The organism is Streptomyces sp. NPDC036984, assembly GCF_055607665.1.
Genome location: NZ_JBVJRL010000024.1, coordinates 79,721 through 106,536, shown reverse-complemented (window position 1 = coordinate 106,536; position 26,816 = coordinate 79,721). Strand labels below are relative to the sequence as shown.

General features: G+C 71.7%; 22 protein-coding genes. 19 read left to right on the top strand and 3 right to left on the bottom strand.

Features of this window, described 5'->3' with window-relative positions:
- Positions 1-92: 92 nt before the first annotated feature.
- Genes ACZ7DL_RS32250 through ACZ7DL_RS32240 form a run of 3 tightly spaced genes read left to right on the top strand, consistent with a single transcriptional unit; the run spans position 93 to position 5,967 of the window.
- The gene (locus ACZ7DL_RS32250; protein ID WP_470779612.1) at positions 93-461 is read left to right on the top strand and encodes a hypothetical protein; all 369 of its coding nucleotides are present in this window, start codon (positions 93-95) and stop codon (positions 459-461) included.
- Positions 461-1,354: a hypothetical protein gene (locus tag ACZ7DL_RS32245; RefSeq protein ID WP_470779610.1), complete on the top strand. Its 894-nt coding sequence runs from the start codon at positions 461-463 to the stop codon at positions 1,352-1,354. Before ACZ7DL_RS32250 ends, ACZ7DL_RS32245 begins: the two co-directional genes overlap by 1 nt.
- Positions 1,351-5,967: a CHAT domain-containing protein gene (locus ACZ7DL_RS32240; RefSeq protein WP_470779608.1), complete on the top strand. Its 4,617-nt coding sequence runs from the start codon at positions 1,351-1,353 to the stop codon at positions 5,965-5,967. Before ACZ7DL_RS32245 ends, ACZ7DL_RS32240 begins: the two co-directional genes overlap by 4 nt.
- Positions 5,968-6,001: 34 nt before the next feature.
- Here ACZ7DL_RS32240 and ACZ7DL_RS32235 read toward each other — a convergent pair whose 3' ends face one another.
- Entirely contained in the window at positions 6,002-7,804 is a 1,803-nt protein-coding gene (locus tag ACZ7DL_RS32235; protein ID WP_470779644.1) for a glycoside hydrolase family 15 protein, read from the bottom strand.
- A gap of 541 nt (positions 7,805-8,345) precedes the next feature.
- Between ACZ7DL_RS32235 and ACZ7DL_RS32230 the strand changes: the two genes are divergently transcribed.
- The 11 genes from ACZ7DL_RS32230 (at position 8,346) to ACZ7DL_RS32180 (ending at position 21,037) form a co-directional block, all read left to right on the top strand.
- Positions 8,346-10,013: a CTP synthase gene (locus ACZ7DL_RS32230; RefSeq protein ID WP_470779642.1), complete on the top strand. Its 1,668-nt coding sequence runs from the start codon at positions 8,346-8,348 to the stop codon at positions 10,011-10,013.
- Between the two features lie 99 nt (positions 10,014-10,112).
- The gene (locus ACZ7DL_RS32225) at positions 10,113-10,739 is read left to right on the top strand and encodes an NUDIX domain-containing protein (RefSeq protein WP_470779606.1); all 627 of its coding nucleotides are present in this window, start codon (positions 10,113-10,115) and stop codon (positions 10,737-10,739) included.
- Between the two features lie 162 nt (positions 10,740-10,901).
- A complete protein-coding gene (locus ACZ7DL_RS32220; protein WP_470779605.1) occupies positions 10,902-12,977 on the top strand; it encodes a tetratricopeptide repeat protein in 2,076 nt (691 codons plus the stop codon).
- 136 nt (positions 12,978-13,113) lie between these two features.
- Positions 13,114-14,238, top strand: coding sequence for an alanine dehydrogenase (gene ald / locus ACZ7DL_RS32215; RefSeq protein ID WP_470779604.1), 1,125 nt, complete (start codon positions 13,114-13,116; stop codon positions 14,236-14,238).
- A gap of 424 nt (positions 14,239-14,662) precedes the next feature.
- Entirely contained in the window at positions 14,663-15,796 is a 1,134-nt protein-coding gene (locus tag ACZ7DL_RS32210) for a ParA family protein (protein WP_470779602.1), read from the top strand.
- Positions 15,781-16,329 carry a hypothetical protein gene (locus ACZ7DL_RS32205; RefSeq protein ID WP_470779601.1) on the top strand — a complete coding sequence of 183 codons (549 nt, stop codon included), beginning with the start codon at positions 15,781-15,783 and terminating at the stop codon, positions 16,327-16,329. The genes ACZ7DL_RS32210 and ACZ7DL_RS32205 overlap by 16 nt, the downstream gene beginning before the upstream one ends.
- Before the next feature lie 18 nt (positions 16,330-16,347).
- The gene (locus ACZ7DL_RS32200) at positions 16,348-17,490 is read left to right on the top strand and encodes a segregation and condensation protein A (protein ID WP_470779599.1); all 1,143 of its coding nucleotides are present in this window, start codon (positions 16,348-16,350) and stop codon (positions 17,488-17,490) included.
- Positions 17,487-18,137 (top strand): SMC-Scp complex subunit ScpB, encoded by a 651-nt coding sequence (gene scpB / locus ACZ7DL_RS32195; RefSeq protein ID WP_470779597.1) that lies wholly within the window; start codon positions 17,487-17,489, stop codon positions 18,135-18,137. Before ACZ7DL_RS32200 ends, scpB begins: the two co-directional genes overlap by 4 nt.
- Before the next feature lie 13 nt (positions 18,138-18,150).
- Entirely contained in the window at positions 18,151-19,212 is a 1,062-nt protein-coding gene (locus ACZ7DL_RS32190; protein WP_470779595.1) for a pseudouridine synthase, read from the top strand.
- 64 nt (positions 19,213-19,276) lie between these two features.
- A complete protein-coding gene (locus ACZ7DL_RS32185; protein WP_470779593.1) occupies positions 19,277-20,284 on the top strand; it encodes an ADP-ribosylglycohydrolase family protein in 1,008 nt (335 codons plus the stop codon).
- A gap of 3 nt (positions 20,285-20,287) precedes the next feature.
- Positions 20,288-21,037 (top strand): nucleotidyltransferase domain-containing protein, encoded by a 750-nt coding sequence (locus tag ACZ7DL_RS32180; RefSeq protein WP_470779592.1) that lies wholly within the window; start codon positions 20,288-20,290, stop codon positions 21,035-21,037.
- Here the strand turns inward: ACZ7DL_RS32180 and ACZ7DL_RS32175 are convergent.
- Positions 20,963-21,706 (bottom strand): nucleotidyltransferase domain-containing protein, encoded by a 744-nt coding sequence (locus tag ACZ7DL_RS32175; protein ID WP_470779590.1) that lies wholly within the window; start codon positions 21,704-21,706, stop codon positions 20,963-20,965. The two genes, ACZ7DL_RS32180 and ACZ7DL_RS32175, sit on opposite strands and share 75 nt — an antisense overlap.
- Before the next feature lie 21 nt (positions 21,707-21,727).
- Entirely contained in the window at positions 21,728-22,180 is a 453-nt protein-coding gene (locus tag ACZ7DL_RS32170) for a Rieske (2Fe-2S) protein (RefSeq protein ID WP_470779589.1), read from the bottom strand.
- A 147-nt stretch (positions 22,181-22,327) separates the two neighbouring features.
- On the opposite strand from ACZ7DL_RS32170, the gene aroH reads away from it, so the two are divergent.
- The 5 genes from aroH to der all read left to right on the top strand — a co-directional run bounded on the left by aroH (position 22,328) and on the right by der (position 26,782).
- A complete protein-coding gene (aroH, locus tag ACZ7DL_RS32165; RefSeq protein WP_470779587.1) occupies positions 22,328-22,690 on the top strand; it encodes a chorismate mutase in 363 nt (120 codons plus the stop codon).
- Positions 22,687-23,772, top strand: a complete 1,086-nt coding sequence (locus ACZ7DL_RS32160; protein ID WP_470779585.1) for a prephenate dehydrogenase — start codon at positions 22,687-22,689, stop codon at positions 23,770-23,772. Before aroH ends, ACZ7DL_RS32160 begins: the two co-directional genes overlap by 4 nt.
- Before the next feature lie 114 nt (positions 23,773-23,886).
- The gene (gene cmk, locus ACZ7DL_RS32155; protein WP_470779584.1) at positions 23,887-24,582 is read left to right on the top strand and encodes a (d)CMP kinase; all 696 of its coding nucleotides are present in this window, start codon (positions 23,887-23,889) and stop codon (positions 24,580-24,582) included.
- A 53-nt stretch (positions 24,583-24,635) separates the two neighbouring features.
- Positions 24,636-25,223 carry a lysophospholipid acyltransferase family protein gene (locus tag ACZ7DL_RS32150; protein WP_470779640.1) on the top strand — a complete coding sequence of 196 codons (588 nt, stop codon included), beginning with the start codon at positions 24,636-24,638 and terminating at the stop codon, positions 25,221-25,223.
- A gap of 77 nt (positions 25,224-25,300) precedes the next feature.
- The gene (gene der / locus ACZ7DL_RS32145) at positions 25,301-26,782 is read left to right on the top strand and encodes a ribosome biogenesis GTPase Der (protein ID WP_470779583.1); all 1,482 of its coding nucleotides are present in this window, start codon (positions 25,301-25,303) and stop codon (positions 26,780-26,782) included.
- Positions 26,783-26,816 lie beyond the last annotated feature (34 nt).

Here is a 26,816-nt window from a genome sequence, read left to right as displayed (position 1 = left end):
GGCACGGTCACCGGGTCGTGCGGAGGTTTCCGCGGCTCTCGGGCAGGAAGACTCATGCCTGTCATGCTCGTCGGGGGGGGCGGGGGAGAGACATGGACGAAGATGACGTGCTGGCGGCTGCCGTCGCCGTACAGCCGTATCTCGGCGAACTCGCAGGCGACGAAGCCGAACAGATCGAGCGGGAGCTGGCGGAGCTACTGGTGCGCGCGGCTGCGGGCGAGCCGGTCAAGGTGCCGCTGCTGACACTGCTGTCGCGGAATCCCGCGACGCGGGACTGGCTACGCCGGGCACTGACGGTTCCCCGCGAGTACCGGGCGTTCCAGCCGCTGGCCGGGACCGCGGACGTGCCTGGGCTGCGGTACGTGTGCCCCAGGTGCGGGCTCGAGTGGTACCGGTTCAGCGTGCTGGATCCGGTCCCGGTGTGCGATACGGACGAGATCCGCTACGAGCGTGCGTCCTGATGCTCGCCAAGTTCGGGGAGAAGACCGGCGAGGGTCTCGCCGCGCAGATGGTGCTCCGGCTGCTCACCCCGGCGGGCATCTTCTGGGCGGGCGGACTGGCGGCCTGGGCGAGCCGGCTCGGCTCCGACGGGGTCCGCCGGGCCGGACGGTGGTTCGCGGAGCTGGCCGCCGTCCTGCAGATCACCGCGGTCCTCGCCGCGGTCCTCGCGGTCCTCGTCTCGGCGGTCGTCGCGGAGAAGCTCTCGCTCCCGCTGCTGCGGCTCCTGGAGGGATACTGGCCCGGACGGACCGGCGAACGCGCGGCGCGACGGCTGCACGCCCGCCGGGAGCGAGACCAGCGCGAGGCTGCAACCCTCGACCGGGCCAGGCGCCGGGGCGGCCTGTCCGCCTGTGAGGCCCGCGACCTGGCCCGACTCCAGGCCCGGCTGCGCAACGCGCCCGGCCTCCTCGATCAGACCATGCCCACGCGACTCGGCAACCGGCTGCGCGCCGCCGAACTCCGGCCCAAAGCCAAGCACGGCCTGGACGTCGTGGCGTGCTGGCCGCACCTCTGGCTGGTGCTGGACGACTCGACACGCGCCGAACTGGTCCAGTGCCGGACCGAGCTCGACTCGGCCGTGCGAGCGTACTGGTGGAGCCTCGCACTGATCCTGTGGACCCCGCTGGCCTGGTGGGAGCTGCCGCTGGCGCTGCTGCTGGCCGTCCTGATCTACCACGGATGGCTGCTCGGCGCCGCCGGCGATCACGGCGACCTGACCGAGGCCGCCTTCGACCTGCACTCGGCCCGCCTCTACACCGCCCTCGGTTGGACACCGCCGTCCCGGCCGGACCCGGCGAAGGGCGAGGAACTGACCCGCTGGTTGTGGCAGGGCCTGGCTCCGGGAGACGCATGATGGACGAACCACTCGGCGGGCTGGAGGCCCTGATCGGCGATCTCTGTCTGGCGCCGAGCTGGCGGGAGACGGCGCGCCTGATCGACCGCTATCCGGTCCTGCTCACCGACCGGACCGACGCGCTCCTCGCCGCGCTGACCGACGCGGAACCCGACGAGGGGCGCCGTCGCATGCTCACCGACCACAGGGAGCTGCTGCACGGTGTCCGGGAAGCCGGCACGGACCGGACTCTGCTGCGGTTCTCCCTCGCCAAGACCGAGGCGGGCGGCGAGGAGGACTTCGACCACGTGACCGCGCAGGTGATCGCGTTCACCGACGCCCCCCGCTCACAGAGCCTGCGCCTGCTGGAGAAGTACCCGCTGCTGCTGCATCCGGCCGTCCCCGACATCATCCGCCGGCTCACCGAAGCGGCGGACGCGGACGGAGACCCGTTCGCCGAGGGTCTGCGACGTGTCGGGCGACTGCTCGACCGGGCCCGCGAGGCCGGCGGTCTGCGGGCGCTCGCGGAAGTGTCCGTGACGGATTACCTCGCCTGCGACGAGAACCGCCTGCGAGAACTGATCGCCTCGTGGCCCGAACTGCGCGACCCCGTCGCGGGGCAGATCCTGGCCGAGAAGGCACGACGGGCGCGACGCCGTGAACGGAAGAACATCGAGACCAGGTCGGCGGTGTGGCGTGAGTTCACCGCGACGTACGACGAGGGCCGGGTCCTGGACCTGCGGACGTGGGAGGCGCTGACCGACGACAGCCGCATCGCCCTGGTCGCCCGGTACCTGGCGGCCTCGCCGTCCGACCTGAGCGGGATCCTGCGCGCACATCCGGAACTGGGCGAAGGCGGCAGCACGACGTTCGCCTTCCTGGAGCGCATACGCCGGGCCATGGCGGAGGACGACCAGCCCGGCGCGGTCCGGTGCGCCTTCCGGATGGTCGTCGCCTCCCGTGCGCGGGGCGGAACCGACGCGCCGGAAGTGCCGGCCGGCGGTGAGCAGCAACTCACCGAGGCCCTGACGGCCTTTCTGAACGTCGACGAGGCGGGGGCCCTCCGCGGTTTGGTCGACGCGTACCCCACCGTGCTGGTCAGCGCGCTCGCGGCGGACATCCTCACGGTCACCGGCCTGGTGCCGGATCTGAGCCGCGCCGGGATCGTGGAGGGCTGCCTGCGGGACGGTGTCGCCGAGACGTTCGCGGACGTCGGGGCGGATGCCGACGGATCACGTTCGGTGGACACCCTCCACCGGCTCGCCACCGAATCCTTCGACACCTACCAGCGGACCCGGCGCCCCGCCGACCGGGTCACGGCGGCCGTCCTGGCCGAAGCGGCCGCCCTGCTCCTTCCGGACGGAAGCGAGGAACGGGCAACCGCCTTCGGATACGCCGGCGAGATCCGGCTGCTGGCCGCCTTCGTCACAGGCGTGCCCTACGAGCTGGACAAGGCGGTCGGACACCTCACCGCGGCCCTGGAATACGCCCCAGGGACAGGGCGCCGCTTCCAGGACCGGATCAACGCCGCCTCCGCGCTCCGCACCCGCGCCGCTCGTCACGGGACCGTCGAAGACCTCGACCGGGCCGTCGATCTGCTGGACCAGGCGCTCGCCGAGGAGCGCACCGGGCCGGGAGGACGGGAGCAGGCGGCGCTGCTGATGGTGGCGGCCCTCAAGGAGCGCGGCGAGGCCCTGCGTTCCGTCGGAGATCTCGATCATGCGCTGCATTTCATCGAGCAGGCGCCGTCCGCTCGGCGACGGTGGCTACGGCGTGAGGTGCTGGAAGCCCGCGGAGACGTGACCGGCGACTACAGCCGCCTGCTGGCCCTCCTCAGGGCCGAGGCGCAGAAGGCGCCCGACGACTTCGACGTCCGTTACCGGCTGGGTGCGGCACTCCTCCATGCCGGCAGGTTCCACTCGATCTTCGCCACTGGCACTGATGTCCACCCGTTCGATGAAGCGCTGGTGGAGCTGCGCGCCGCCGTCGGTCTCGCCTCGACCGAGGACGAGACCCTGAGGGCCGGACTCCGCCTCACCGAGCTCCGGGAACGGCTTGTCGTGAGCAGGGGTGTCGCACCCGCGACCATGCTGGGGTCGGCGCAGGCGATGCTGAGGCTGGCCCGCCACGCCGAGTCTGCGTGGCTGCCGGATGCGCTCCTCCTGCTGGCCCGGGCGTTCCTGCTGCGGGCACGCGTGAGCGGCGATCCTGCCGATCTACGACGCGCACGGGACCAACTGGACGCGCTCGCGGAGTCGAACCCGTCGACGGAGGTCGCGCGTCGGCATGTGCAGGAATCGGTCCAGGTGCTGCGGCTCACGTTCGAGCTGACCGGTGATCGTGATGCGCTGGACCAGGCCATCGAGCTGGCCGAGTCCCGGCTGTCGCCGAGCGAACCGATCGAGTTCAACGAGCTGGCCCTGCTGTACGCCGAGCGCGTCCACATCACCGGCAGCGCCGCCGACATCGACCGGGCCGTCGACGCCGCCCAGCGCGCACTGGACCTGCTGAAACCGGGCAGCTGGGACTGGCGGAGCGGGGCGATGAGCCTGGGCAACCGGCTCATGACGCGGGCCACGATGCTGTGGAACCGCGCAGACGCCGACTTGGCTGTCGACATCCTTCGCCGGGTCGTCGCGAGCCGACCGGACGCGCGCACCGCGGAGATCCATGCGAAGGCGCTCACCAATCTCGGCAGCGCGCTGTACATCCGTTACGAGCTGTCCGGCGACACCGACGATCTGGTGGAGAGCGTGCGGATCTCCGGCGAAGCCTGCGAGCTGACCGACCCCGCGGCGCCGAGGCGCGCCCGGCGTCTGTTCAACTACGCCGGCGCCCTGCGGGAGCTGGCTCTGCGCAGCCATGATCCGGAAAGCCTGGACACGGCCGTCTCCGTGTACGAACAGGCGATCGACCTGGTCGGCAATGACGCCTTCCGTGACACCTACAAGGCGGGGCTGCTCGGCGCCCTGCAGCACCGGGACGTGTACCGGGACCGACTCGTCACGCTGGCCACGGACGTACTGGACACCTCCGACGCGCCTCGCCAGGTCATCCTGGCCGCGCACGTGCTCGGCAACGCTCACGCGGAACTCGGCCAGTGGGAAGCAGCAGCCGCCGCCTACCGGTGCGGCCTGGAGAAGCTGGCCGTCGCCGTACGCGTCGAGCCCCTGCGCGGTCACCGCCAGGGCTGGCTCCGCTCCGGACACGGGCTGCCCGTGAGCGCCGCCCTCGCGCTGACCCACCTCGGACGGCACGGGGAAGCCGCCGAGACACTGGAACGCGGGCGGGTCATCCTGCTCGACCGGGCCCTCGAACGCGCCACGGCCGACCTCGCCCGCCTCCGCGCCGACGGCCACGACGACTTGGCCGACCAGTGGGAAGCCCTCGACCGCACGATGGCCGCGCTGGAGGCCGCCGAGCAGCACGCGGAGGAGGCCATCCATGCCTGGGCCGGCCTGTCGACCCGCATGACCGAGGCCCTGGCAGCCCAGTCCGGACTCCTGGCCACCATCCGCGCCCTGTCCGGCCACACCGGGTTCCTGCGCGTGGACACCGCCCTCCCGGCCGCCGCGGCCGACCGAGGGCGACCGCTCGTCTACCTCGCATCCGCGTACCAGACCGGTTTCGCGCTGATCGTGCGAGGCCCCGACGACGTCACCGCCGTGTGGCTGCCCGGCCTCACCGACGACCGCCTGACGGACGAGCTGACCCGGTTCGAGCGGGAACAGTCCTTCGACGCCCTGCTCACCTGGCTGTCGGACGCCGTGTTCACCCCCCTCGCCGAGGTGCTCGGCGAGCGCTGCACGCTCGTGCCCGTCGGTCTGCTGGGGCAGCTCCCGCTGCACGCCGCCGTCCCGGACCTGACGGTGGCCTACGCCCCCAGCGCGCGCATGCTCGCCCTCGCCCGAGCCGACGCCGCCCGCACGGAGTTCCATGACGTGCTGGCCGTCGCCGACCCGTCCGGCACCTCTCTCGCACCGCTGCCCGCAGCACGGCTCGAAGCCGAGGTGGTGGCAGCCGTCTTCGCGGACCACAGGCCCCCGCTGATCGGAGACGCCGCCACGCGCACGGCCGTAAGAGCCCAGGCGCCGGCCGCCGGCGTCCTGCACATCGCAGGCCACGGTCACGCTTCGCGGCAGAGTCCGCTCGACAGCGGCCTGGTCATGGCCGACGGGGAGATGCTGACCGCCCGTGACCTGGCCGAGGGCGGGCTCCGTGCCCGCCTGGTGGTCCTCTCGGCGTGCGAGAGCGGCGTCGCGGGAGCCGACCTCCCCGACGAGGTCATCGGTCTGCCCACCGGACTGCTCCACGCCGGTGCGTCAGCGGTCCTGGCCGCCATGTGGCGCGTCCCCGACGCCGACGCCCTGCTCTTCACCGTCGTGTTCTACGACGCCTGGCGCCGGCGGAACCTGGATCCCGCCGACGCCCTCACCGCCGCCCGGACGTGGCTGCGCACCACGACGGACGGTGAGAAGACGCAGTACTTCGCCGCTCTCATGGATGACCCCGCCTCCTGGCTCCCGCGTCCGGTCGCCGAGCGCTGCTGGGAACACCTGATCCTCAACGACCCCGGCGCCCGCACGCACGCCGACCCGGCTCTGTGGGCCGCCTTCGCGTACCACGGCGCCTGAGAACCGCCGAGGAGCAGGCCGCCCCCGCAGCCGCTCAGCCGCCGTACGCCCCCGAAGCGGTCAGCCGCAGGGCTGTGTCGATCAGCGGAACGTGGCTGAACGCCTGGGGGAAGTTGCCCACCTGGCGCTTCAGCCGCGGGTCCCATTCCTCGGCGAGCAGACCGAGGTCGTTGCGCAGCGCGAGGAGCTTCTCGAACAGCTTGCGGGCCTCGTCCACCCGGCCGATCATCGCCAGGTCGTCCGCCATCCAGAACGAGCAGGCCAGGAAGGCGCCCTCGTCACCCGGCAGGCCGTCGACGCCCGCGTTCTCGCCCTCCGTCGGGTAGCGCAGGATGAACCCGTCCGAGGTGGACAGCTCGCGCTGGATCGCCTCGATCGTGCCGATCACCCGCTTGTCGTCCGGCGGCAGGAAGCCCATCTGGGGGATGAGCAGCAGGGAGGCGTCCAGCTCCCGCGAGCCGTAGGACTGGGTGAAGGTGTTGCGCTCCTTGTCGTAGCCCTTCTCGCACACGTCCCGGTGGATGTCGTCGCGCAGCTCGCGCCAGCGCTCCAGCGGGCCGTCGGCGTCACCGGACTCGATCAGCTTGATCGTGCGGTCCACGGCGACCCAGGCCATGACCTTGGAGTGCACGAAGTGCCGGCGCGGGCCGCGCACCTCCCAGATTCCCTCGTCCGGCTCCTGCCAGTGGTCCTCCAGGTAGCGGATCAGCTTCAGCTGGAGCAGCGAGGCGTAGTCGTTGCGGGCCAGGCCGGTCATGTGGCCCAGGTGCAGGGCCTCGGTGACCTCGCCGTAGACGTCCAGCTGGAGCTGGTGCGCGGCGCCGTTGCCGACCCGGACCGGGGCGGAGTTCTCGTAGCCGGGCAGCCAGTCCAGCTCGGCCTCGCCCAGCTCGCGCTCGCCGGCGATGCCGTACATGATCTGGAGGTTCTCCGGGTCGCCGGCGACCGCGCGCAGCAGCCACTCGCGCCAGGCGCGGGCCTCCTCGCGGTAGCCCGTGCGCAGCAGCGAGGACAGGGTGATCGCCGCGTCCCGCAGCCAGGTGTAGCGGTAGTCCCAGTTGCGCACACCCCCGATGTCCTCCGGCAGGGAGGTGGTGGGCGCCGCGACGATGCCACCCGTAGGGGCGTACGTCAGCGCCTTCAGGGTGATCAGGGAGCGGACCACCGCCTCGCGGTACGGCCCGTGGTACGTGCAGTGCTCGACCCACTCGCGCCAGAAATCCTCCGTGGCCTCCAGCGAGGCCTCCGGCTCCGGCAGCGGCGGCGGCTCCTTGTGCGAGGGCTGCCACGAGATCGTGAACGCGATCCGGTCACCCGGGGCGACCGTGAAGTCGGCGTACGTCGTGAGCGCCTTGCCGTAGGTCTCGGCCTCCGTGTCGAACCACACCGAGTCCGGCCCGGCCACGGCCACCGTGCGGCCCTCGTGCTTGTGCACCCAGGGCACGACCCGGCCGTAGGAGAACCGCATCCGGAGGGCGGAGCGCATCGGCACCCGGCCGGTGACGCCCTCCACGATCCGGATCAGCTGCGGGGCGCCGTCACGCGGGGGCATGAAATCGGTCACGCGCACGGTGCCGCGCGGGGTGTCCCACTCCGATTCCAGGATCAGAGAGTCGCCGCGGTAGCTGCGCCGGGCGGCCACGGGCGGCTTGGCGTCGGCGGCGTGCGCCGGGCCGAGCCGCCAGAACCCGTGTTCCTCGGTGCCCAGCAGGCCGGCGAAGATGGCATGCGAGTCGAAGCGCGGCAGGCAGAGCCAGTCCACCGTGCCGTCACGGCAGACCAGCGCCGCTGTCTGCATGTCTCCGATGAGTGCGTAGTCTTCGATGCGCCCGGCCACGTGCAACTCCAGTCGAACGGCCACGTCACACCCCCGCGCAGGGGGCTGTCGCTAGTGCGGTCAAGGGATCGTTGTTGTGCGTCGTTGAGCGGTGAAGCAAAGCAGCCCGCCGAGCCCTGAGGCAACACGACAGTCCTTGCTCAACGAACTGCCGCGCTCTCGTTGTTCCGGGTGATGCAGCGGGGGTGTGCCGTCGTTCCGGCCGGGCTCGGCAGCGAGTGTCCGAGCAGGATACGACGCACGTAGATGATGTGCGTGCCGCTCCGGGCAACCGGTGTGGGCCGAACGAGTGAGCGCCGGGTGGGAACCGTGTGGCCGGACAGTGCTGAGAGTGACATGGGTGACTGCTGTGAAGCCCGCCTGTGCCCGGGCGAGCGCGGAGCGTGGCCGGAAGCCATCTCCTCCAGGCGCTGATACCCTGGTAGCCCGTGGACCGGTGGGAGACAAACCCCCGAACCGCAGCGACGGCACCCCCGGAAAGCCTCCGGGCCGACAGCCGCACCGCATCACAGACAGCGACCACGGGAGCCCCCTCTTGGCCATGCCGCCCACGGCTTTTCGAAGCAACACAGCCACGACGACCAAGCACATCTTCGTCACCGGGGGTGTCGCCTCCTCGCTCGGCAAGGGTCTGACCGCCTCCAGCCTGGGCATGCTGCTCAAGGCGCGGGGTCTGCGTGTCGTGATGCAGAAGCTGGACCCGTACCTGAACGTCGACCCGGGCACGATGAACCCCTTCCAGCACGGTGAGGTGTTCGTCACCAACGACGGCGCCGAGACCGACCTGGACATCGGCCACTACGAGCGCTTCCTCGACCGCGACCTGGACGGCACCGCCAACGTCACCACCGGCCAGGTGTACTCCACGGTGATCGCCAAGGAGCGCCGCGGCGAGTACCTGGGCGACACCGTGCAGGTCATCCCGCACATCACCAACGAGATCAAGCACCGCATCCGGCGCATGGCCACCGACGAGGTGGACGTGGTCATCACCGAGGTCGGCGGCACGGTCGGTGACATCGAGTCCCTGCCGTTCCTGGAGACCGTCCGCCAGGTGCGGCACGAGGTCGGCCGGGACAACGTCTTCGTCGTGCACATCTCCCTGCTGCCGTACATCGGCCCGTCGGGTGAGCTGAAGACCAAGCCGACCCAGCACTCGGTGGCCGCGCTCCGGAACATCGGTATCCAGCCCGACGCGATCGTGCTGCGCTGCGACCGCGAGGTCCCGACCGCGATCAAGCGGAAGATCTCGCTGATGTGCGACGTGGACGAGGCGGCCGTGGTGGCCTGCCCGGACGCCCGCTCGATCTACGACATCCCCAAGGTCGTGCACACCGAGGGCCTGGACGCCTACGTCGTGCGCAAGCTCGACCTGCCGTTCCGGGACGTGGACTGGACGACCTGGGACGACCTGCTGGACCGCGTCCACAACCCCGACCACGAGGTCACCCTCGCGCTGGTCGGCAAGTACATCGACCTGCCCGACGCCTACCTGTCGGTCACCGAGGCGCTGCGCGCCGGCGGCTTCGCCAACCGCGCCCGGGTGAAGATCAAGTGGGTGACCTCCGACGACTGCAAGACCCCGGCCGGGGCCAAGGCCCAGCTGTCGGACGTGGACGGCATCTGCATCCCCGGCGGTTTCGGTGACCGCGGGGTGCTGGGCAAGGTCGGCGCGATCCGCTACGCCCGGGAGAACAAGATCCCGCTGCTGGGTCTGTGCCTGGGCCTCCAGTGCATCGTGATCGAGGCCGCCCGCAACCTGGCCGACATCCCCGACGCCAACTCCACCGAGTTCGACCCGGCCACCGCCCACCCGGTGATCTCCACCATGGCCGAGCAGCTGGACATCGTGGCCGGCGAGGGCGACATGGGCGGAACGATGCGCCTGGGCATGTACCCGGCCAAGCTCGCCGAGGGTTCCATCGTCCGCGAGGTCTACGACGGCAAGGAATACGTCGAGGAGCGCCACCGCCACCGCTACGAGGTCAACAACGCCTACCGCGCGGAACTGGAGAAGAAGGCCGGCATCGTCTTCTCCGGCACCTCCCCCGACGGCAAGCTCGTCGAGTACGTGGAGTACCCGCGGGACGTCCACCCGTACCTGGTCGCGACCCAGGCGCACCCCGAGCTGCGCTCCCGGCCGACCCGCGCGAACCCGCTCTTCGCCGGCCTGGTGAAGGCCGCCGTCGAGCGGAAGAATTCCAAGTAACACACCAGTTGTACGGTGGCCGGGGTGCATACCTTCAAAGGTGAGCACCCCGGTTTTCTTTGTGACCGGACTTTGGCACAGCGTGTGGAGGGACAGGGCATGACGATCAAGGACACCCCCGAGGAGTGGGAGATCCGGGCGACGGACACCCCCTTCGTGGGCAACAAGACCTCCGTCCGCACGGACGACGTGGTCATGCCCGACGGCTCGGTGGTCCGCCGCGACTACCAGGTCCACCCCGGCTCGGTCGCCGTCCTCGCCCTGGACGAGGAGGACCGGGTCCTGCTGATCAACCAGTACCGGCACCCGGTACGGCACAAGCTGTGGGAGATCCCGGCCGGCCTGCTCGACGTGCCCGGCGAGAACCCGCTGCACGCCGCACAGCGGGAGCTGTACGAGGAGGCGCACGTCAAGGCCGAGGACTGGCGGGTGCTGACCGACGTGTACACCACCCCCGGCGGCTGCGACGAGGCCGTACGGATCTTCCTCGCCCGGGATCTGTCCGAGGCCGACGGGGAGCGCTTCGCGGCGGAGCACGAGGAGACCGACATGCAGCACACGCGCGTGCCGGTCGAGGAGCTGGTACGCCGGGTCCTGGCCGGAGACGTGCACAACAACTGCCTGGTCGTCGGGGTGCTCTCCCTGGTGGCGGCCCGCAGCGGGGACGGCGTCGACGCGCTGCGGCCCGCCGACGCGCCCTGGCCGGCACGCCCCTTCGCGTCCTGACCCCACCCGCCCGGCGTACTGGTGTGACCATCGCCTGATCCGATCGGGCGATGTGCGCGCCGCGCTCCTCCGGGAACGTCGCAGAGCGTCAACTAGGCTCTTCACGCCCGTACCGGAAGACACCGGCGGGCTTGCGCGTGCGGTGGGACGGGAGTGTGGCCCGTGACGGATCAGGCGGTGGACCCAGACGGTGCGGAGCTGTCCGCGCAGCCGGTCACGGAGGACCGTTTCCTGGGCCGTACCCGGGAGCTGAAGGAGCTGCGCGCCGACATCGAGCGCGCCGGCCTGGACACCCTCTCCGGCCGCAAGGCCCCCCGCGCGCGCGTGCTCCTGATCGCGGGCCGCCCCGGCTCCGGCCGGACCAGCCTCGCCGAGGAACTCGTCCGGCAGGTCGCCGGCCGCTACCCCGACGGAGTGCTGCGGGCCCGGCTCGCCGAGCCCGACGGCACCCCGGTGCCCGTCGCACAGGCCGCCCGCGACCTGCTCGCCGCCCTGGGGCTGCCCGCACCCGCCGGAGCCGCCGAGGACGACCTCACCGCGGCCCTGCGCACCGCCCTCGCCGGCCGGCGCACGCTGCTGCTGCTGGACGACGCGGCCGGCGCAGACCAGGTCGACGCGCTGCTCCCGGACGCCCCCGACTGCCTGGTGGTGGCCGTGTCCTCGGGCCCGCTCACCGGCATCGCGGACGTCCGGCCCTGCACGCTGGGCGGCCTGGACACCAAGTCCGCGGTGGAGCTGCTCACCGGCTACACCGGCTCGGTCCGGATCACCGTCGACCCGCGCTCCGCGGAGAGCCTGGTGGAGGCCTGCCAGGGGCACCCGGCCGCGCTGGCGCTGGCCGGCGGCTGGCTCGCCGCCCGCCCCCAGGCCGCCGTCTCCGACCTCGCCAAGCGGATGCACGCGTACACCGAGGAGGGCGCGGACGGCGCCGACGGCACCCCGCTGGTCCGCGTCTTCCGGCTCGTGTACGACCAGCTGCCCGCCCAGTCCGCCCGGATGCTGCGACTGCTCAGCCTCGCCCCGGCCGGCCTGGCCGACCCGCACACCGCCTCGGCGCTGGCCGGTTGCTCGGTCGACGGCGCCCGCACCACCCTGGACGACCTCGTCGCCCACGGCCTGCTGCGCGCGGTGGACTCCCCGCTGCCCCAGTACGAGGTGCCCGGCTGCCTGTACCCGCTGCTGCGCGCCTCGGCCGAGAGCCAGGAGCGGGCCTCGGAGCTCCAGCTCGCCCGGGCCCGGATGCTGGAACGGACGGTACGGCTGCTCCAGTCCTGCCGGGCGATCACCGAGACGGACAGCCCGCAGGCCCGGGAGAAGCTGAACGGCATGCCCCGCGCGCTGCGCTTTCCGACCCCGCGGGCCGCCGCCGACTGGCTGCGCATCCGGCGGCCCGCCCTGCTGGCCTGCGCGCGGCTCGCGGTGGCCGACGGGGAGCTGGACACCCTCGCCCGCCGTCTGATGTCCCAACTGGTCAGGGCCGTGGCGGCGCATGTCGGCACGCAGGCCGCGGCACCCGACCTGTACGGCGTACACCGCCTCGTCCTGGACGTCGCCGAGCGGCGCGGCCTGCCCCGGGAGAAGGCCGCGGCCCTGCTGAACCTGGGTGATCTGGACGCGCAGACCGGGCGCACCCGGGACGCGCTGGCCCGCTACCGGGCCGCGCTGGACGCCGGACGCGAGGCGAACGACCCGTATGCGACCGGCCGCGCGATGGAATCCGTAGGTGGCGCCTACCAGGAGCTGGGGGACCACGACCGGGCCGCCGACTGGTTCGGCCGGGCGCTGGCCGAGCGACTGGCCCGGGGCGAGCATCCCGAGGCCGCCCGGCTGTACGGCCGGATCGCCACCGCCCACACCTACGCCGGCCGCTACGGCGAGGCGCTCAGGAACTGGCGGGCCGCTCTCGCCGGCTACCGCCGGGGCGGCGATGTCACCGCCAGTGCACGGGCGTTGAGCGAGATCGCCCGGGTGCAGGAGTACGCGGGGCGGCCCGAGGAGTCGCTGCGCACCTGCCAGGAGGCCGTGGAGTGGGCGCGGCGCGCCGAGGACGTCCGGCTCCAGGCCGCGCTCCAGCTGCGGCTCGCCGACACTCTGGACCGCCTCGGCGACCCGGCGGCGGCCCGCCTGCACCGCGCTGCGGCGGAGCGCATGCTGGGTGAGGAACCGCCGGAGGACGAGGAAACACCGGAACACGACGCTGAAGCCTGCGAAATCCGCACTCCATCCAGCGAAGATTGATGCAATGAAAGGCTAGACAGCCGGAACACCTTCATTAGACTGGCTCTGCCGCACGTTCTCTGCGGTGTCTCCCGGTATGCCCCCGCATGTCTGGGTACGTCTGTAATGCACCCCCATACCCTCTGAGCCAAGGACCGTGATCGACGTGAAGGTCGGCATCCCCCGCGAGGTCAAGAACAACGAGTTCCGGGTGGCCATCACCCCCGCCGGTGTGCACGAGCTGGTGCGCAACGGGCACCAGGTCGTCGTCGAGCGGGGCGCCGGCGTCGGCTCCTCGATCACGGACGAGGAGTACGTCTCCGCCGGTGCCGCGATCCTCGACACCGCCGACGAGGTGTGGGCCACCGCCGACCTGCTGCTCAAGGTCAAGGAGCCCATCGCGGAGGAGTACCACCGCCTCCGCAAGGACCAGATCCTCTTCACCTACCTGCACCTGGCCGCCTCCAAGGAGTGCACGGACGCGCTCATCGAGTCCGGCACCACGGCCATCGCCTACGAGACCGTCGAGCTGCCGAACCGCGCCCTGCCGCTGCTCGCCCCGATGTCCGAGGTCGCGGGCCGGCTGGCCCCGCAGGTCGGCGCCTACCACCTGATGCGCGCGGCCGGCGGCCGTGGCGTGCTGCCCGGCGGTGTCCCGGGCGTGACCCCGGCCAAGGCCGTGGTCATCGGCGGCGGGGTCTCCGGCTGGAACGCCACCCAGGTCGCCGTCGGCATGGGCTTCGACGTGACCCTGCTGGACCGCGACATCAACAAGCTGCGCGAGGCCGACAAGATCTTCGGTACGAAGGTCAAGGCGATCATGTCCAACTCCTTCGAGCTGGAGAAGGCCGTCCTCGACGCCGACCTCGTCATCGGTGCGGTCCTCATCCCGGGCGCCAAGGCCCCGAAGCTGGTCACCAACGAGCTGGTGTCCCGCATGAAGCCGGGAAGTGTCCTTGTCGACATCGCGATCGACCAGGGCGGCTGCTTCGAGGACTCCCGTCCCACCACGCACGCCGAGCCGACCTTCCGGGTCCACAACTCGGTCTTCTACTGCGTCGCCAACATGCCGGGCGCGGTGCCGAACACCTCCACCAACGCGCTCACCAACGCGACGCTGCCGTACATCGTCTCCCTCGCCAACAACGGCTGGGTGGAGGCGTTGCGCCGCGACCCGGCGCTCGCCAAGGGTCTCAACACCCATGACGGCAAGGTCGTTTACAAGGAGGTCGCCGAGGCCCACGGCTTGGAGCACGTCGAGCTCGAGTCCCTGCTCGGCTGACCCCTCGTCCAGCTGACGACCAGGTGAGTCACTAAGTCACCACCAGCCAAAAGGCGATTCGTCAACACGGCTCGTCAACCCCGCGCGCCCGGCCGGACCTTGCCCGACAAGGTCCGGCCGGATGTGTGTATGGTCACTTTGCGGCTCTCGGTCAACTCGCCTCGAACGTAACCCTTCGACCGATTCGCACACCGGTGAAACCTGCTGTGCGACGGCCGTACGCCCTTGACAGAGGGATGTTTCATTGCCGACACATCCGGCCGGGTCCGGCGGATTGTGTTGCTGCGGACCGCCGACACGCCATAGAGTCGCCAACCGTCGGCATGGTGCCACGCTGACCTTGTCTAGAAGTTTCCTGGTCACCAAGGAGGTAAGACGACTTGTGAATGAGTCGACATTTTCTCCCGGGGGTGGTCATCCAGGAATGCCGGTCCGGGGCCAGGGCCCCGCGGGATTCGAGGCTGTCGGCTCCGTCGCTGTGCGCACCTTCGCAGCCCACCAGAGTCCGAGTCCGCAGGCGGCCCGGACAGCACACCAGAGCATGGATGGCCATCACGTGAACGCCATGGCCGGCGACGGAAGTGGCGCGCCCCACAACCACTTCGCCGACTACGACGAACTGCCCGAGGGGCACTTCTACGACCCCGACGCCGAGTACGAGCCCGATCCCGAGTACGCGGCCACGCTCGCGCCCGACGCGGCCCGCCAGCGCCGTGAGCGCATCGGTCCGACCGGACGCCCGCTGCCGTACTTCCCGATCCCGGGCCCGCTGACCGACCACGGCCCCGCGACGATCATCGCGATGTGCAACCAGAAGGGCGGCGTCGGCAAGACGACGTCGACCATCAACCTGGGTGCCGCGCTCGCGGAGTACGGCCGGCGCGTGCTGCTCGTGGACTTCGACCCGCAGGGCGCGCTGTCGGTGGGTCTCGGCGTCAACCCCATGGAACTCGACCTGACGGTCTACAACCTGCTCATGGAGCGGGGCATGTCCGCGGACGAGGTCCTGCTGAAGACGGCGGTCCCGAACATGGACCTGCTGCCCTCCAACATCGACCTGTCGGCCGCCGAGGTCCAGCTGGTCTCCGAGGTCGCGCGCGAGTCGACGCTCCAGCGTGCGCTCAAGCCGCTGATGGACGACTACGACTACATCGTGATCGACTGTCAGCCCTCGCTCGGCCTGCTCACCGTCAACGCGCTGACGGCCGCTCACAAGGTGATCGTGCCGCTGGAGTGCGAGTTCTTCGCGCTGCGCGGTGTGGCCCTGCTGACCGAGACCATCGAGAAGGTCCAGGAGCGGCTCAACCCCGAGCTCGAACTGGACGGCATCCTCGCCACCATGTACGACTCGCGCACGGTCCACAGCCGCGAGGTGCTGGCCCGTGTGGTCGAGGCGTTCGACGACCACGTGTACCACACGGTCATCGGCCGCACGGTCCGCTTCCCGGAGACCACGGTCGCCGGTGAGCCGATCACGACGTACGCCTCCAACTCCGTCGGTGCCGCCGCCTACCGCCAGCTCGCCAGGGAGGTGCTCGCCCGGTGTCACGCCGAGTGAGTCTGCCGGGGGCCGACGAACTCTTCCGTACGACAGGGGGTATGGCGCTGCAGCCGTCGACTCCCCGGCGCGCGGCGGGCGGTGAGGCCCGGGTGCCGGCTCCCGCGGTGGAGAGCGACGAGGCGGCCGCCGCCGAGGACGCACCGCAGTCGGTGCCCGTGCAGGGCGGCGACGGAGATGGCGCCGAGCATGTGGCCGCGGAGGCCGAGCCGGCCGAGGCCGGCGAGTCCCGCAGCCGCCCGGCGCGCCGGCAGCCGGCGCAGGAAGGTTCTGCCGCCGCGCCGCCGCGCAAGCGCGGGCGGGCGGCGGCCCGGCGGCCTAGCGGGCGTGAACGGCACGACGAGAAGATCACCGTGTACGTCTCGGCCGAGGAGCTGATGGACCTGGAGCACGCACGTCTCGTGCTCCGCGGCGAGCACGGTCTCGCCGTCGACCGCGGCCGGATCGTCCGCGAGGCGGTGGCCGTGGTCCTGGCCGACCTGGAGTCCCGCGGGGACGCGAGCATCCTCGTACGACGGCTGCGGGGGCGCTAGGGGTAGCCTGCGGGGGCTATGACCTCGTCTGACGTTCCCGTCCCCGGCGCCGGTGCCGGTCGTCGGCGTGCGCTGGGGCGGGGACCGGGTGCTCCGCGGGTCGAGCCGACGAGCGAGCCGAAGAGCCACCCGACGAGCGAGTCGGTGGCCGAGGCCGTCGGTCCGGCTGAGGCGGTCCGTCCCGCTGAGGCAGGCGGTCCGGCCGAGGCAGGCGGGCACCACGGCGGCCGGCCGGAAGAGACGCCCCGAGCCGCCGAAGCCGAGACTGACACGGAAGCCGAAGCCGAAGCTGACACCGAAGCCGAAGCCGAAGCCGAAGCCGAAGCCGAAGCCGCAGAGCCGGAAGCCTCCTCCGACGGTGTCTTCAAGGTCCGCCTCGCCAACTTCGAGGGGCCCTTCGACCTTCTCCTCCAGCTGATCTCCAAGCACAAGCTGGACGTCACCGAGGTCGCCCTGTCGAAGGTCACCGACGAGTTCATGGCGCACATCCGGGCCATGGGGCCCGACTGGGACCTGGACCAGACCACGGAGTTCCTCGTCGTGGCGGCCACCCTGCTCGACCTGAAGGCGGCCCGGCTGCTGCCCGCCGCCGAGGTGGAGGACGAGGCCGACCTCGCGCTGCTGGAGGCCCGGGACCTGCTGTTCGCGCGGCTGCTCCAGTACCGTGCGTACAAGCGGATCGCCGACATCTTCACCGAGCGGCTCGACGACGAGGCCCGCCGGTACCCCCGTACCGTCGGCCTCGAACCGCACCACGCCGAGCTGCTGCCCGAGGTCGTCATCAGCATCGGCCCCGAGGGCTTCGCCAAGCTCGCGGTCAGGGCGATGCAGCCCAAGCCCAAGCCGCAGGTCTACGTCGACCACATCCACGCCCCGCTGGTCAGCGTGCAGGAGCAGGCGCAGATCGTGGTCGCGCGCCTCAGGGAGCTCGGCGAGGCCGGCTTCCGGGCGCTGATCGAGGACACCGACGACACGCTCACCGTCGTGGCCCGGTTCCTGGCCCTGCTGGAGCTGTACCGGGAGAAGGCCGTGGCCCTGGAGCAGGAGGCCCCGCTCGGGGAGCTGACCGTGCGCTGGACCGGCGGGGACACGGACGCGGCGCCCATGGTCACGGACGAGTTCGACCGGCCGCCCGAGAAGCCCGAGGAGAAGAAGGCATGAGCGAGGAGACCGCCGAGGTCCCGGGCGGGCTGCGGACCGTCGCCGGCCTCGACGTCAAGCCCGCCCTGGAGGCGATGCTCATGGTCGTCGACGAGCCGGCGACCGAGGAGCAGCTGGCGAGGCTCCTGGAGCGGCCGAAGCGGCAGATCGCCGACGCCCTGCGCGAACTGGCCGACGAGTACACCGTGCAGAACCGCGGTTTCGAGCTGCGGTTCGTCGCCGGCGGCTGGCGCTTCTACACCCGTGCCGCGTACGCGCCCGCCGTCGAGCGGCTGGTCCTGGACGGCCAGACCGCCCGGCTCACCCAGGCGGCGCTGGAGACGCTGGCGGTCGTCGCCTACCGCCAGCCGGTCAGCCGCAGTCGGGTCTCCGCCGTGCGCGGAGTGAACTGCGACGGCGTGATGCGCACCCTCCTCCAGCGCGGTCTGGTCGAGGAGGCGGGCACGGAACCCGAAACAGGTGCGATCCTGTACAGGACGACGAACTACTTCCTGGAGCGGATGGGCCTGCGTGGCCTGGACGAGCTTCCGGAACTCGCGCCCTTCCTCCCCGAGGCGGAGGCGATCGAGGCCGAGACCCAGGAGGGGGTCCCGTCGTTCGACCCGGACGCGCCCGACGCGCCCGGTGGTCAGGACGCAGACGACTAAGACGGAAACCTTGATGCGAAGCAGCGGCAGCGGCAAGAGCGGCGGGCGCGGTAATTACCGCGGTGCCGGCAACGACAGGGACCAGAAGCAGGGGCAGGGTCGTCCCCGCAAGCCCCGCCCCGAGGAGCGCCGCTACGACGTGGGCCCCGGGGCCACCAAGGACGGCCCCAAGGCCGGACGCGGCGGGGCGGCCCGCGGCGGCGCCAAGGGCGGACCCAAACGAGCCCAGCAGGGCGGCCGTACGGCCCCGGCGCGCTCGCGCGAGTACGAGACGCGGGTCGAGGAGCGCAACCGGGAGCGGTACGCCGGCAAGAAGGACGTCAAGCTGCCCAAGACCTTCCCGGGCGCCGAGCAGGAGGGCGAGCGGCTCCAGAAGGTGCTGGCGCGCGCGGGCTACGGCTCCCGGCGGGCCTGCGAGGAGCTGATCGAGCAGGCGCGCGTCGAGGTCAACGGCGAGATCGTCCTGGAGCAGGGCAAGCGGGTCGACCCGGAGAAGGACGAGGTCAAGGTCGACGGCCTCACCGTCGCGACCCAGTCGTACCAGTTCTTCTCGCTGAACAAGCCCGCCGGTGTCGTCTCCACCATGGAGGACCCGGAGGGCCGGCAGTGCCTCGGTGACTACGTCACCAACCGCGAGACCCGGCTCTTCCACGTCGGCCGCCTCGACACCGAGACCGAGGGCGTCATCCTGCTCACCAACCACGGCGAGCTGGCGCACCGCCTCACGCACCCCAAGTACGGCGTGAAGAAGACCTATCTCGCCGCGATCGTCGGCCCGATCCCGCGCGACCTCGGCAAGCGCCTGAAGGACGGCATCCAGCTGGAGGACGGCTACGCGCGCGCGGACCACTTCCGGGTGGTCGAGCAGACCGGCAAGAACTACCTGGTCGAGGTGACCCTGCACGAGGGCCGCAAGCACATCGTGCGCCGGATGCTGGCGGAGGCGGGCTTCCCCGTCGAGAAGCTGGTGCGCACGTCGTTCGGCCCGATCACCCTCGGCGACCAGAAGTCCGGCTGGCTGCGGCGCCTGTCGAACACGGAGGTCGGGATGCTGATGAAGGAAGTCGACCTCTAAAGCGCCTTGCCGCGATCACCATCCCCCTTTATTGTCATGATGACGATAAAGGGGGATGGTGCATATGCCGAAGCAGCCGGCGACCGGAGCACTTCTCGGCCTCGCCCTCGGGGACGCCCTCGGCTACCCGACCGAGTTCAAGACCGTGCCGCTGATCTTCACGATGTTCGGGCCCTGGCGGGAGATGCAGCTGCCGCAGCGCGCTCTCGTCTCCGACGACACCCAGATGACCCTCGCCGTCGGGCGCGGGCTCCGGACGGCCATGGAAGGCGGCTACCTCGCCCCGAAGCGGCTGGAACGGCCCCTGCGCGAGGAGTTCGTGGACTGGTACCAGTCCCCGGAGAACAACCGCGCCCCGGGCAACACCTGCCTCACCGCGTGCAGCCTGCTCAAGGAAGAGGGCCGGGCCTGGCAGGACGCCAGCCAGGTCGGCTCCAAGGGCTGCGGTGCCAACATGCGGGTCGCCCCGATCGGGCTCGCGCCGGGCCTGAGCGACGAACAGCGCGCCGGCGCCGCCCAGTTGCAGTCCGCGCTCACCCACGGCCACCCCACCGCGCTGGCCGCCTCCGACCTCACCGCCCGGGCCGTCCACCTGCTCGCCCAGGGCACCGACCCGGCCGGACTCGTCGGACAGCTGCGCTCGTACGCCCTGGACAACCGCACCCGCTACGACCACACCTGGCTCGGCGACCTCTGGACCCGCTCCCAGGACCCCAGCCCCGAGCACTTCATCGCGCGCGGCTGGGACGAGTGCCTGGCGGTCCTCGGCCGGCTCCAGGAGGCCGTACGGACCGTCTCCCCGGAGACCGACCCCTGCCTGGCCACCGGCGAGGGCTGGATAGCCGAGGAGGCCCTCGCCACGGGACTGCTGTGCTTCCTGCTCTTCCCGGACGAGCCCGTCACCGCACTGCGCCGCGCCGCCTGCACCGCCGGCGACTCCGACTCGATCGCCTGCCTCGCCGGCGCCTTCGCCGGCGCCTGGCTGGGCGCGGACGCCTGGCCCGCCGACTGGACCGAGCGGATCGAGTACCGGGGTGACCTGTCGGCCCTCGGAGCGCTCTGGGACGCTTAGCCCATGATCGACGACCTCGACATAGACCTCGCCCCGGTGGTCGCGGAACAGCCCGACCCGCTGCTGTTCGCCACCGTCTCCGGAGCCCACCTGTACGGCTTCCCCTCGCAGGACTCCGACGTGGACCTGCGCGGCGTCCACCTGCTCCCCGCCGCCGACCTCGTCGGACTGCGCGAGCCGGAGGAGACCCGCTCGCGGACGTGCGTCCGGTACGGCGTCGAGCTGGACCTCGTCACCCACGACCTGCGCAAGTTCGTACGGCTGATGCTCCGCCGCAACGGCTATGTGCTGGAGCAGCTGCTCTCGCCCCTGGTCGTGCACACCTGCGACGCCCACCGGGAGTTGGCCGCCCTGGCCCCCGGCGTCCTCACCAGCCACCACGCCCACCACTACCGCGGGTTCGCGGTGACCCAGTGGCGGCTGTTCGAGAAGACCGGCGAACTCAAGCCGCTGCTCTACACCTTCCGGGTGCTGCTCACCGGCATCCACCTCATGCGCACCGGCGAGGTCCAGGCCCATCTGCCCACGCTCCTCGACCAGGTGGACGCGCCCGGCTATCTGCCCGAGCTGATCGCCGCCAAGCGGGAACGGGAGCACGGCGCGGCCGACGTCGACCACGCGCGCGTGGAGGCCGACGTGGAACGGCTGCACACCGTACTGGACGCGGCACAGGCCGGCTCAGTGCTGCCCGAGGCCGCCGGGGCCCACGACGCCCTGCACGACCTGGTGGTCCGGCTCCGCCTGGAGGGCTGAGGCCCGGCGCGCCCGGTGCAGGAACGCGGCCACGCGCGCGTGGTCCGGCTCCGGCGGCAGCGGGCTGCCCCGCAGGGCCTCCTCGCCCTCGGCCGCCAGCCGGACCATCCACGCCTCCACCGTCGTCCACGGCACCTCGCCGCGCTTGACCGCCAGCAGGGGCTCGCGCTGCTCACCGACGTCGATCCGCAGCTCGCCGGTGCGCAGCAGGTCCCGGGCGCTCGTCAGCAGACGCAGCAGATGCATCGCGTGCTTCCAGCGCGGGGCGCCCGTCGTGCGGACGTCGGCGTCGATCCGCTTGCGCTGGCCGAGGGCGTAGCGGGTGAAGGTGTCGTAGGTCCGGCGGGACAGAAACGCGGCCCGCAGGGACAGCAGCTCGCGGCCGGTGTCGTCCACCCGCTCCACCAGCGGGGAGTGCAGGCACTCCAGGATGTTCGGGTTGCCGCGCAGCGCCAGCTCGCAGAACCGCTCCAGCTCCCAGGAGAAGTGCTCCTCGCCCGGCCCCTCCACATGCGTGGGCGGCTTCTCGAACCGCCAGAACAGCGGGGTGGGGGCGAGGAACACCCCGCGCCGGTCGGTGTCGCTGGCCTCCGTCGCCAGACCGAAGGCGCGGGATCCCATGACACAGGCGTAGATCGTGTGGTCGCGTACCAGGTCCTGCGGCTGCATCCCCGGAGCGTACGCGGCCCCTCAGTCCAGGTGGATCGAATTTCCCTCCACCGTCACCGGCCGCTCGTCCAGCGGCCTGGTCGCGGGGCCGTGGGCCACCGAACCGTCGGCGACACGGAACCTGCTGCCGTGGCAGGGGCAGTCGATGGTGCCGTCCGCCACCTCGCCGACCGTGCAGCCCTGATGCGTGCAGATCGCCGAGAACGCCTTGAACTCACCCTTCTTCGGCTGGGTGACCACGACCTTCTGCTCCTTGAAGACCTTGCCGCCGCCCTCCGGGATGTCGCTGGTCCGGGCCAGCGCCGTGCCGGATGTCGCCTTCCCGGCGGAGGACGCCGAGGCGGCCGACGACGTCGGCGAGGCCGGTGTCGTGGCGCCGCCGCCGTCCTTTTCTCCGCCGCACCCCACGCATCCCAGGGCGAGCGCACCGGCGCTCGTGGTGAGAACCGCGCGCCGTGTCGCGGGCTGGGTCATGTCACGCCTCCGTACAGACGTCGAAATCGGTGGAAACCGGAACTTTCGCATCGTCTCAGCGAGCGAGCGGCGTACGCCCGCCCCGCGCGGGCTGACTACGCTGGACGGACCAAGAACGAAACACGCATGTCAGCGAGGAGCAGCGTCGTGGCGGTACGAGCGGTCCGGGGGGCCGTCCAACTGGAGCGGGACGAGGCCGGCCACATGGGTGAGCAGGTCGGGGCCCTGCTCACCGCCCTGCTGGAGCGGAACGGCCTGACCGCCGACGACCTGATCAGCATCTGGTTCACGGCCACCCCCGACCTGCACAGCGACTTCCCGGCCGCCGCGGCCCGCACCCTGGGCATCGTGGACGTCCCGCTGATCTGTGCCCAGGAACTGGACATCGAGGGCGCCATGCCCCGGGTCGTGCGGATCCTCGCCCACATCGAGTCGGACAAGCCCCGCGCCGACATCCACCACGTCTACCTCGGCGCCGCCGCGGCCCTGCGCAAGGACATCGCCCAGTGAGAACCGCACTCGTCATCGGAACCGGTCTGATCGGCACCTCCGCCGCCCTGGCCCTGGCCCAGCGCGGGGTCGTCGTCCACCTCGCCGACCACGACCCCGAGCAGGCCCGCACCGCCGCCGCCCTCGGCGCCGGCACCGACGAGGCCCCCGAGGGCCCGGTCGACCTGGCGATCGTGGCCGCCCCGCCCGCCCATGTGGCCCGGGTGCTCGCCGACGCCATGCACCGCGGCGTGGCCCGCGGCTACCTGGACGTCGCCAGCGTCAAGGGCGGCCCCCGCCGCGAGCTGGAGGCGCTCGGCCTCGACCTCACCGCGTACATCGGCTCGCACCCCATGTCCGGCCGGGAGAAGTCCGGCCCGCTGGCCGCGACCGGCGACCTCTTCGAGGGCCGCCCCTGGGTGCTCACCCCGACCCGGGACACCGACACCGAGGTGCTGAACCTCGCCCTGGAACTGGTCTCGCACTGCCGGGCCGTCCCGGTGGTCATGGACGCCGACGCCCACGACCGCGCCGTCGCCCTCGTCTCCCACATGCCCCACCTGGTGTCCAGCATGGTCGCCGCCCGCCTGGAGCACGCCGAGGAGGCCGCCGTACGGCTGTGCGGGCAGGGCATCCGGGACGTGACCCGGATCGCCGCCTCCGACCCGCGCATGTGGATCGACATCCTGTCCGCGAACCCGGGCCCGGTCGCCGACCTGCTCTCCGACGTCGCCGCCGACCTGGACGAGACGGTCCAGGCGCTGCGCGCCCTCCAGTCCTCCGACGAGGCCAAGCGGAGTGAGGGCACCACCGGCATCGAGGACGTGCTGCGCCGCGGGAACGCGGGCCAGGTGCGGGTACCCGGCAAGCACGGCAGCGCCCCGCGCGCGTACGAGACCGTCGTCGTCCTCATCGACGACCAGCCCGGGCAGCTGGCCCGTATCTTCGCGGACGCGGGCCGGGCCGGGGTCAACATCGAGGACGTCCGGATCGAGCACGCGACGGGCCGGCAGGCCGGTCTGGTGCAGCTCTCGGTCGAACCGAGGGCGGCGGCCGGTCTGAAGGAGGCGCTGCGCGAGCGAGGCTGGGCTCTGCGGCACTAGAGCCCGGTAGTGGGTCGGCGTGCGTCCGGACGAGTGACCCGTACCCAGTAACCTTGTGCGGGGCGCTCTCGCTCCCCGCACCCCGCCCGCACCGCACCAGGAAGGTGTCCCCCCGTGGAAAACGGCGCCGCCCCGACCCCCAAGCCCGTGATCGTCGCGATCGACGGTCCCTCCGGCACGGGCAAGTCGAGCACGTCGAAGGCCGTGGCCGCGCAGCTCGGCCTGAGCTACCTGGACACCGGTGCCCAGTACCGGGCCATCACCTGGTGGATGGTGAACAACGGCATCGACCTGGAGGACCCGACCGCGATCGCCGCCGTCGCCGGCAAGCCGGAGATCATCTCCGGCACCGACCCGGCGAACCCGACCATCACGGTCGACGGCGTCGACGTGGCCGGCCCGATCCGCACCCAGGAGGTCACCTCCAAGGTCAGCGCGGTCAGCGCGGTGCCCGAGGTGCGCACCCGGATCACCGAGCTCCAGCGCTCGCTGGCCACCGGCGCGGAGCACGGCATCGTGGTGGAGGGCCGGGACATCGGTACGACCGTCCTGCCGGACGCCGACCTGAAGATCTTCCTCACCGCCTCCCCGGAGGCCCGTGCGGCCCGCCGCAGCGGCGAGCTGAAGGGCGCCGACGTCCACGCCACCCGCGAGGCCCTGATCAAGCGGGACGCGGCCGACTCCAGCCGCAAGACCTCGCCGCTCGCCAAGGCCGGCGACGCGGTCGAGGTGGACACCACCGAGCTCACCCTCGCCCAGGTCATCGAGTGCGTCGTCACCCTGGTCGAGGAGAAGCGAGCCGGGAAGTGAGCGTTCCGTCCGAGCGGGGCGCCGAGGTCGGCCGGCGCATCGGGGTCGGCCTGATGTACGGCCTGTGGAAGCCGCGCGTGCTCGGCGCCTGGAAGGTGCCGGCCACCGGCCCGGTGATCTTCGCGGTGAACCACTCCCACAACGTCGACGGCCCGATGGTGATGGGCGTGGCGCCCCGGCCCACGCACTTCCTGATCAAGAAGGAAGCGTTCATCGGCCCGCTGGACCCCTTCCTGACCGGCATCGGCCAGCTGAAGGTGGACCGCGCCACCGCCGACCGCACCGCGATCACCCAGGCCCTCGGCGTGCTGGCGGCCGGGGGAGTGCTCGGCATCTTCCCGGAGGGCACCCGGGGCGAGGGCGACTTCGCCTCGCTGCGCGCCGGGCTCGCCTACTTCGCGGTCCGCAGCGGAGCGCCGGTCGTCCCGGTGGCCGTCCTGGGAAGCTCCGAGCGGCCCGGACGGTTGATATCGGCGCTGCCCCCGCTGCGCTCCCGCATCGACGTCGTCTTCGGCGACCCCTTCGAGGCGGGCGACGGCACCGGGCGGCGTACGCGCGCGGCGCTGGACGAGGCGACCGAGCGCATCCAGAAGCAGCTCACCAGCCACCTGGAAAACGCCAGGCGCCTGACCGGGCGCTAGGCGACACTTGAGTAGTGGATCAGCCCACGCGGGTCACTCCACCGATCACCACGAATGAACGACGAGGTACGGACTTCATGAGCGACCAGAACCAGCCCGGCGACTCGGCTGAGCACGAGTACGACCACGGGGCTCTCGGCGACGCCGAGTACGCGGAGTTCATGGAGCTCGCCGCGGAAGAGGGCTTCGACATCGAGGACGTCGAGGGCGCGATCGAGGCGGCGGGCCACGGCCCGCTGCCCGTGCTCGCCGTCGTCGGCCGCCCGAATGTCGGCAAGTCGACCCTGGTGAACCGGATGATCGGCCGCCGTGAGGCGGTCGTGGAGGACCGGCCGGGCGTCACCCGCGACCGCGTCACCTACGAGGCCGAGTGGGCCGGCCGCCGCTTCAAGGTCGTCGACACCGGCGGCTGGGAGCAGGACGTCCTCGGCATCGACGCGTCCGTGGCCGCGCAGGCCGAGTACGCGATCGAGGCGGCCGACGCGGTCGTCTTCGTGGTCGACGCCAAGGTCGGCGCGACCGACACCGACGAGGCGGTCGTACGGCTGCTGCGCAAGGCCGGCAAGCCGGTCGTGCTGTGCGCCAACAAGGTCGACGGCCCGAGTGGCGAGGCCGACGCGGCCTACCTGTGGAACCTGGGCCTCGGCGAGCCCCACCCGGTCTCGGCGCTGCACGGCCGCGGCACCGGCGACATGCTCGACGCCGTCCTGGAGGTCCTGCCGGACGCGCCCGAGCAGTCCTTCGGCACCGGCGTCGGCGGCCCCCGCCGTATCGCTCTGATCGGCCGCCCGAACGTCGGCAAGTCCTCGCTGCTGAACAAGGTCGCCGGCGAGGAGCGCGTCGTCGTCAACGAGCTGGCGGGCACCACCCGCGACCCGGTCGACGAGATCATCGAACTCGGCGGCAAGACCTGGAAGTTCGTGGACACCGCGGGTATCCGCAAGCGCGTCCACCTCCAGCAGGGCGCCGACTACTACGCCTCCCTGCGCACGGCGGCGGCCGTGGAGAAGGCCGAGGTGGCGGTCATCCTGATCGACGCCTCCGAGAGCATCTCCGTGCAGGACCAGCGCATCATCACCATGGCCGTCGAGGCGGGCCGCGCGATCGTCGTCGCCTACAACAAGTGGGACAACCTCGACGAGGAGCGCCGCTACTACCTGGAGCGGGAGATCGAGACCGAGCTGGGCCAGGTCGCCTGGGCGCCCCGGGTGAACGTCTCGGCGCGCACCGGCCGCCACATGGAGAAGCTGGTCCCGGCGATCGAGACCGCCCTCGCCGGCTGGGAGACCCGCGTCCCCACCGGCCGCCTCAACGCCTTCCTCGGCGAGCTGGTCTCGGCCCACCCGCACCCCGTCCGGGGCGGCAAGCAGCCGCGCATCCTGTTCGGCACCCAGGCCGGCACCAAGCCGCCGCGGTTCGTGCTCTTCGCCTCCGGCTTCATCGAGGCCGGCTACCGGCGCTTCATCGAGCGCCGCCTGCGCGAGGAGTTCGGCTTCGAGGGCACCCCGATCCACATCTCGGTGCGGGTCCGTGAGAAGCGCGGCGCGAAGAAGAAGTAACGGCGCTACGACGCCGAAGGGCGGCCCCTGGCTC

What these genes read in the sequence shown, in the direction of transcription:
- ACZ7DL_RS32250 (WP_470779612.1), top strand. Translation starts at nt 93, where the DNA reads ATGGACGAAGATGACGTGCTGGCGGCTGCCGTCGCCGTACAGCCGTAT.
- ACZ7DL_RS32245 (WP_470779610.1), top strand. Translation starts at nt 461, where the DNA reads ATGCTCGCCAAGTTCGGGGAGAAGACCGGCGAGGGTCTCGCCGCGCAG.
- ACZ7DL_RS32240 (WP_470779608.1), top strand. Translation starts at nt 1,351, where the DNA reads ATGATGGACGAACCACTCGGCGGGCTGGAGGCCCTGATCGGCGATCTC.
- ACZ7DL_RS32230 (WP_470779642.1), top strand. Translation starts at nt 8,346, where the DNA reads ATGCCGCCCACGGCTTTTCGAAGCAACACAGCCACGACGACCAAGCAC.
- ACZ7DL_RS32225 (WP_470779606.1), top strand. Translation starts at nt 10,113, where the DNA reads ATGACGATCAAGGACACCCCCGAGGAGTGGGAGATCCGGGCGACGGAC.
- ACZ7DL_RS32210 (WP_470779602.1), top strand. Translation starts at nt 14,663, where the DNA reads ATGCCGGTCCGGGGCCAGGGCCCCGCGGGATTCGAGGCTGTCGGCTCC.
- ACZ7DL_RS32200 (WP_470779599.1), top strand. Translation starts at nt 16,348, where the DNA reads ATGACCTCGTCTGACGTTCCCGTCCCCGGCGCCGGTGCCGGTCGTCGG.
- scpB (WP_470779597.1), top strand. Translation starts at nt 17,487, where the DNA reads ATGAGCGAGGAGACCGCCGAGGTCCCGGGCGGGCTGCGGACCGTCGCC.
- ACZ7DL_RS32190 (WP_470779595.1), top strand. Translation starts at nt 18,151, where the DNA reads ATGCGAAGCAGCGGCAGCGGCAAGAGCGGCGGGCGCGGTAATTACCGC.
- ACZ7DL_RS32185 (WP_470779593.1), top strand. Translation starts at nt 19,277, where the DNA reads ATGCCGAAGCAGCCGGCGACCGGAGCACTTCTCGGCCTCGCCCTCGGG.
- ACZ7DL_RS32180 (WP_470779592.1), top strand. Translation starts at nt 20,288, where the DNA reads ATGATCGACGACCTCGACATAGACCTCGCCCCGGTGGTCGCGGAACAG.
- ACZ7DL_RS32175 (WP_470779590.1), bottom strand. Translation starts at nt 21,706, where the DNA reads ATGCAGCCGCAGGACCTGGTACGCGACCACACGATCTACGCCTGTGTC.
- ACZ7DL_RS32170 (WP_470779589.1), bottom strand. Translation starts at nt 22,180, where the DNA reads ATGACCCAGCCCGCGACACGGCGCGCGGTTCTCACCACGAGCGCCGGT.
- ACZ7DL_RS32150 (WP_470779640.1), top strand. Translation starts at nt 24,636, where the DNA reads ATGTACGGCCTGTGGAAGCCGCGCGTGCTCGGCGCCTGGAAGGTGCCG.
- der (WP_470779583.1), top strand. Translation starts at nt 25,301, where the DNA reads ATGAGCGACCAGAACCAGCCCGGCGACTCGGCTGAGCACGAGTACGAC.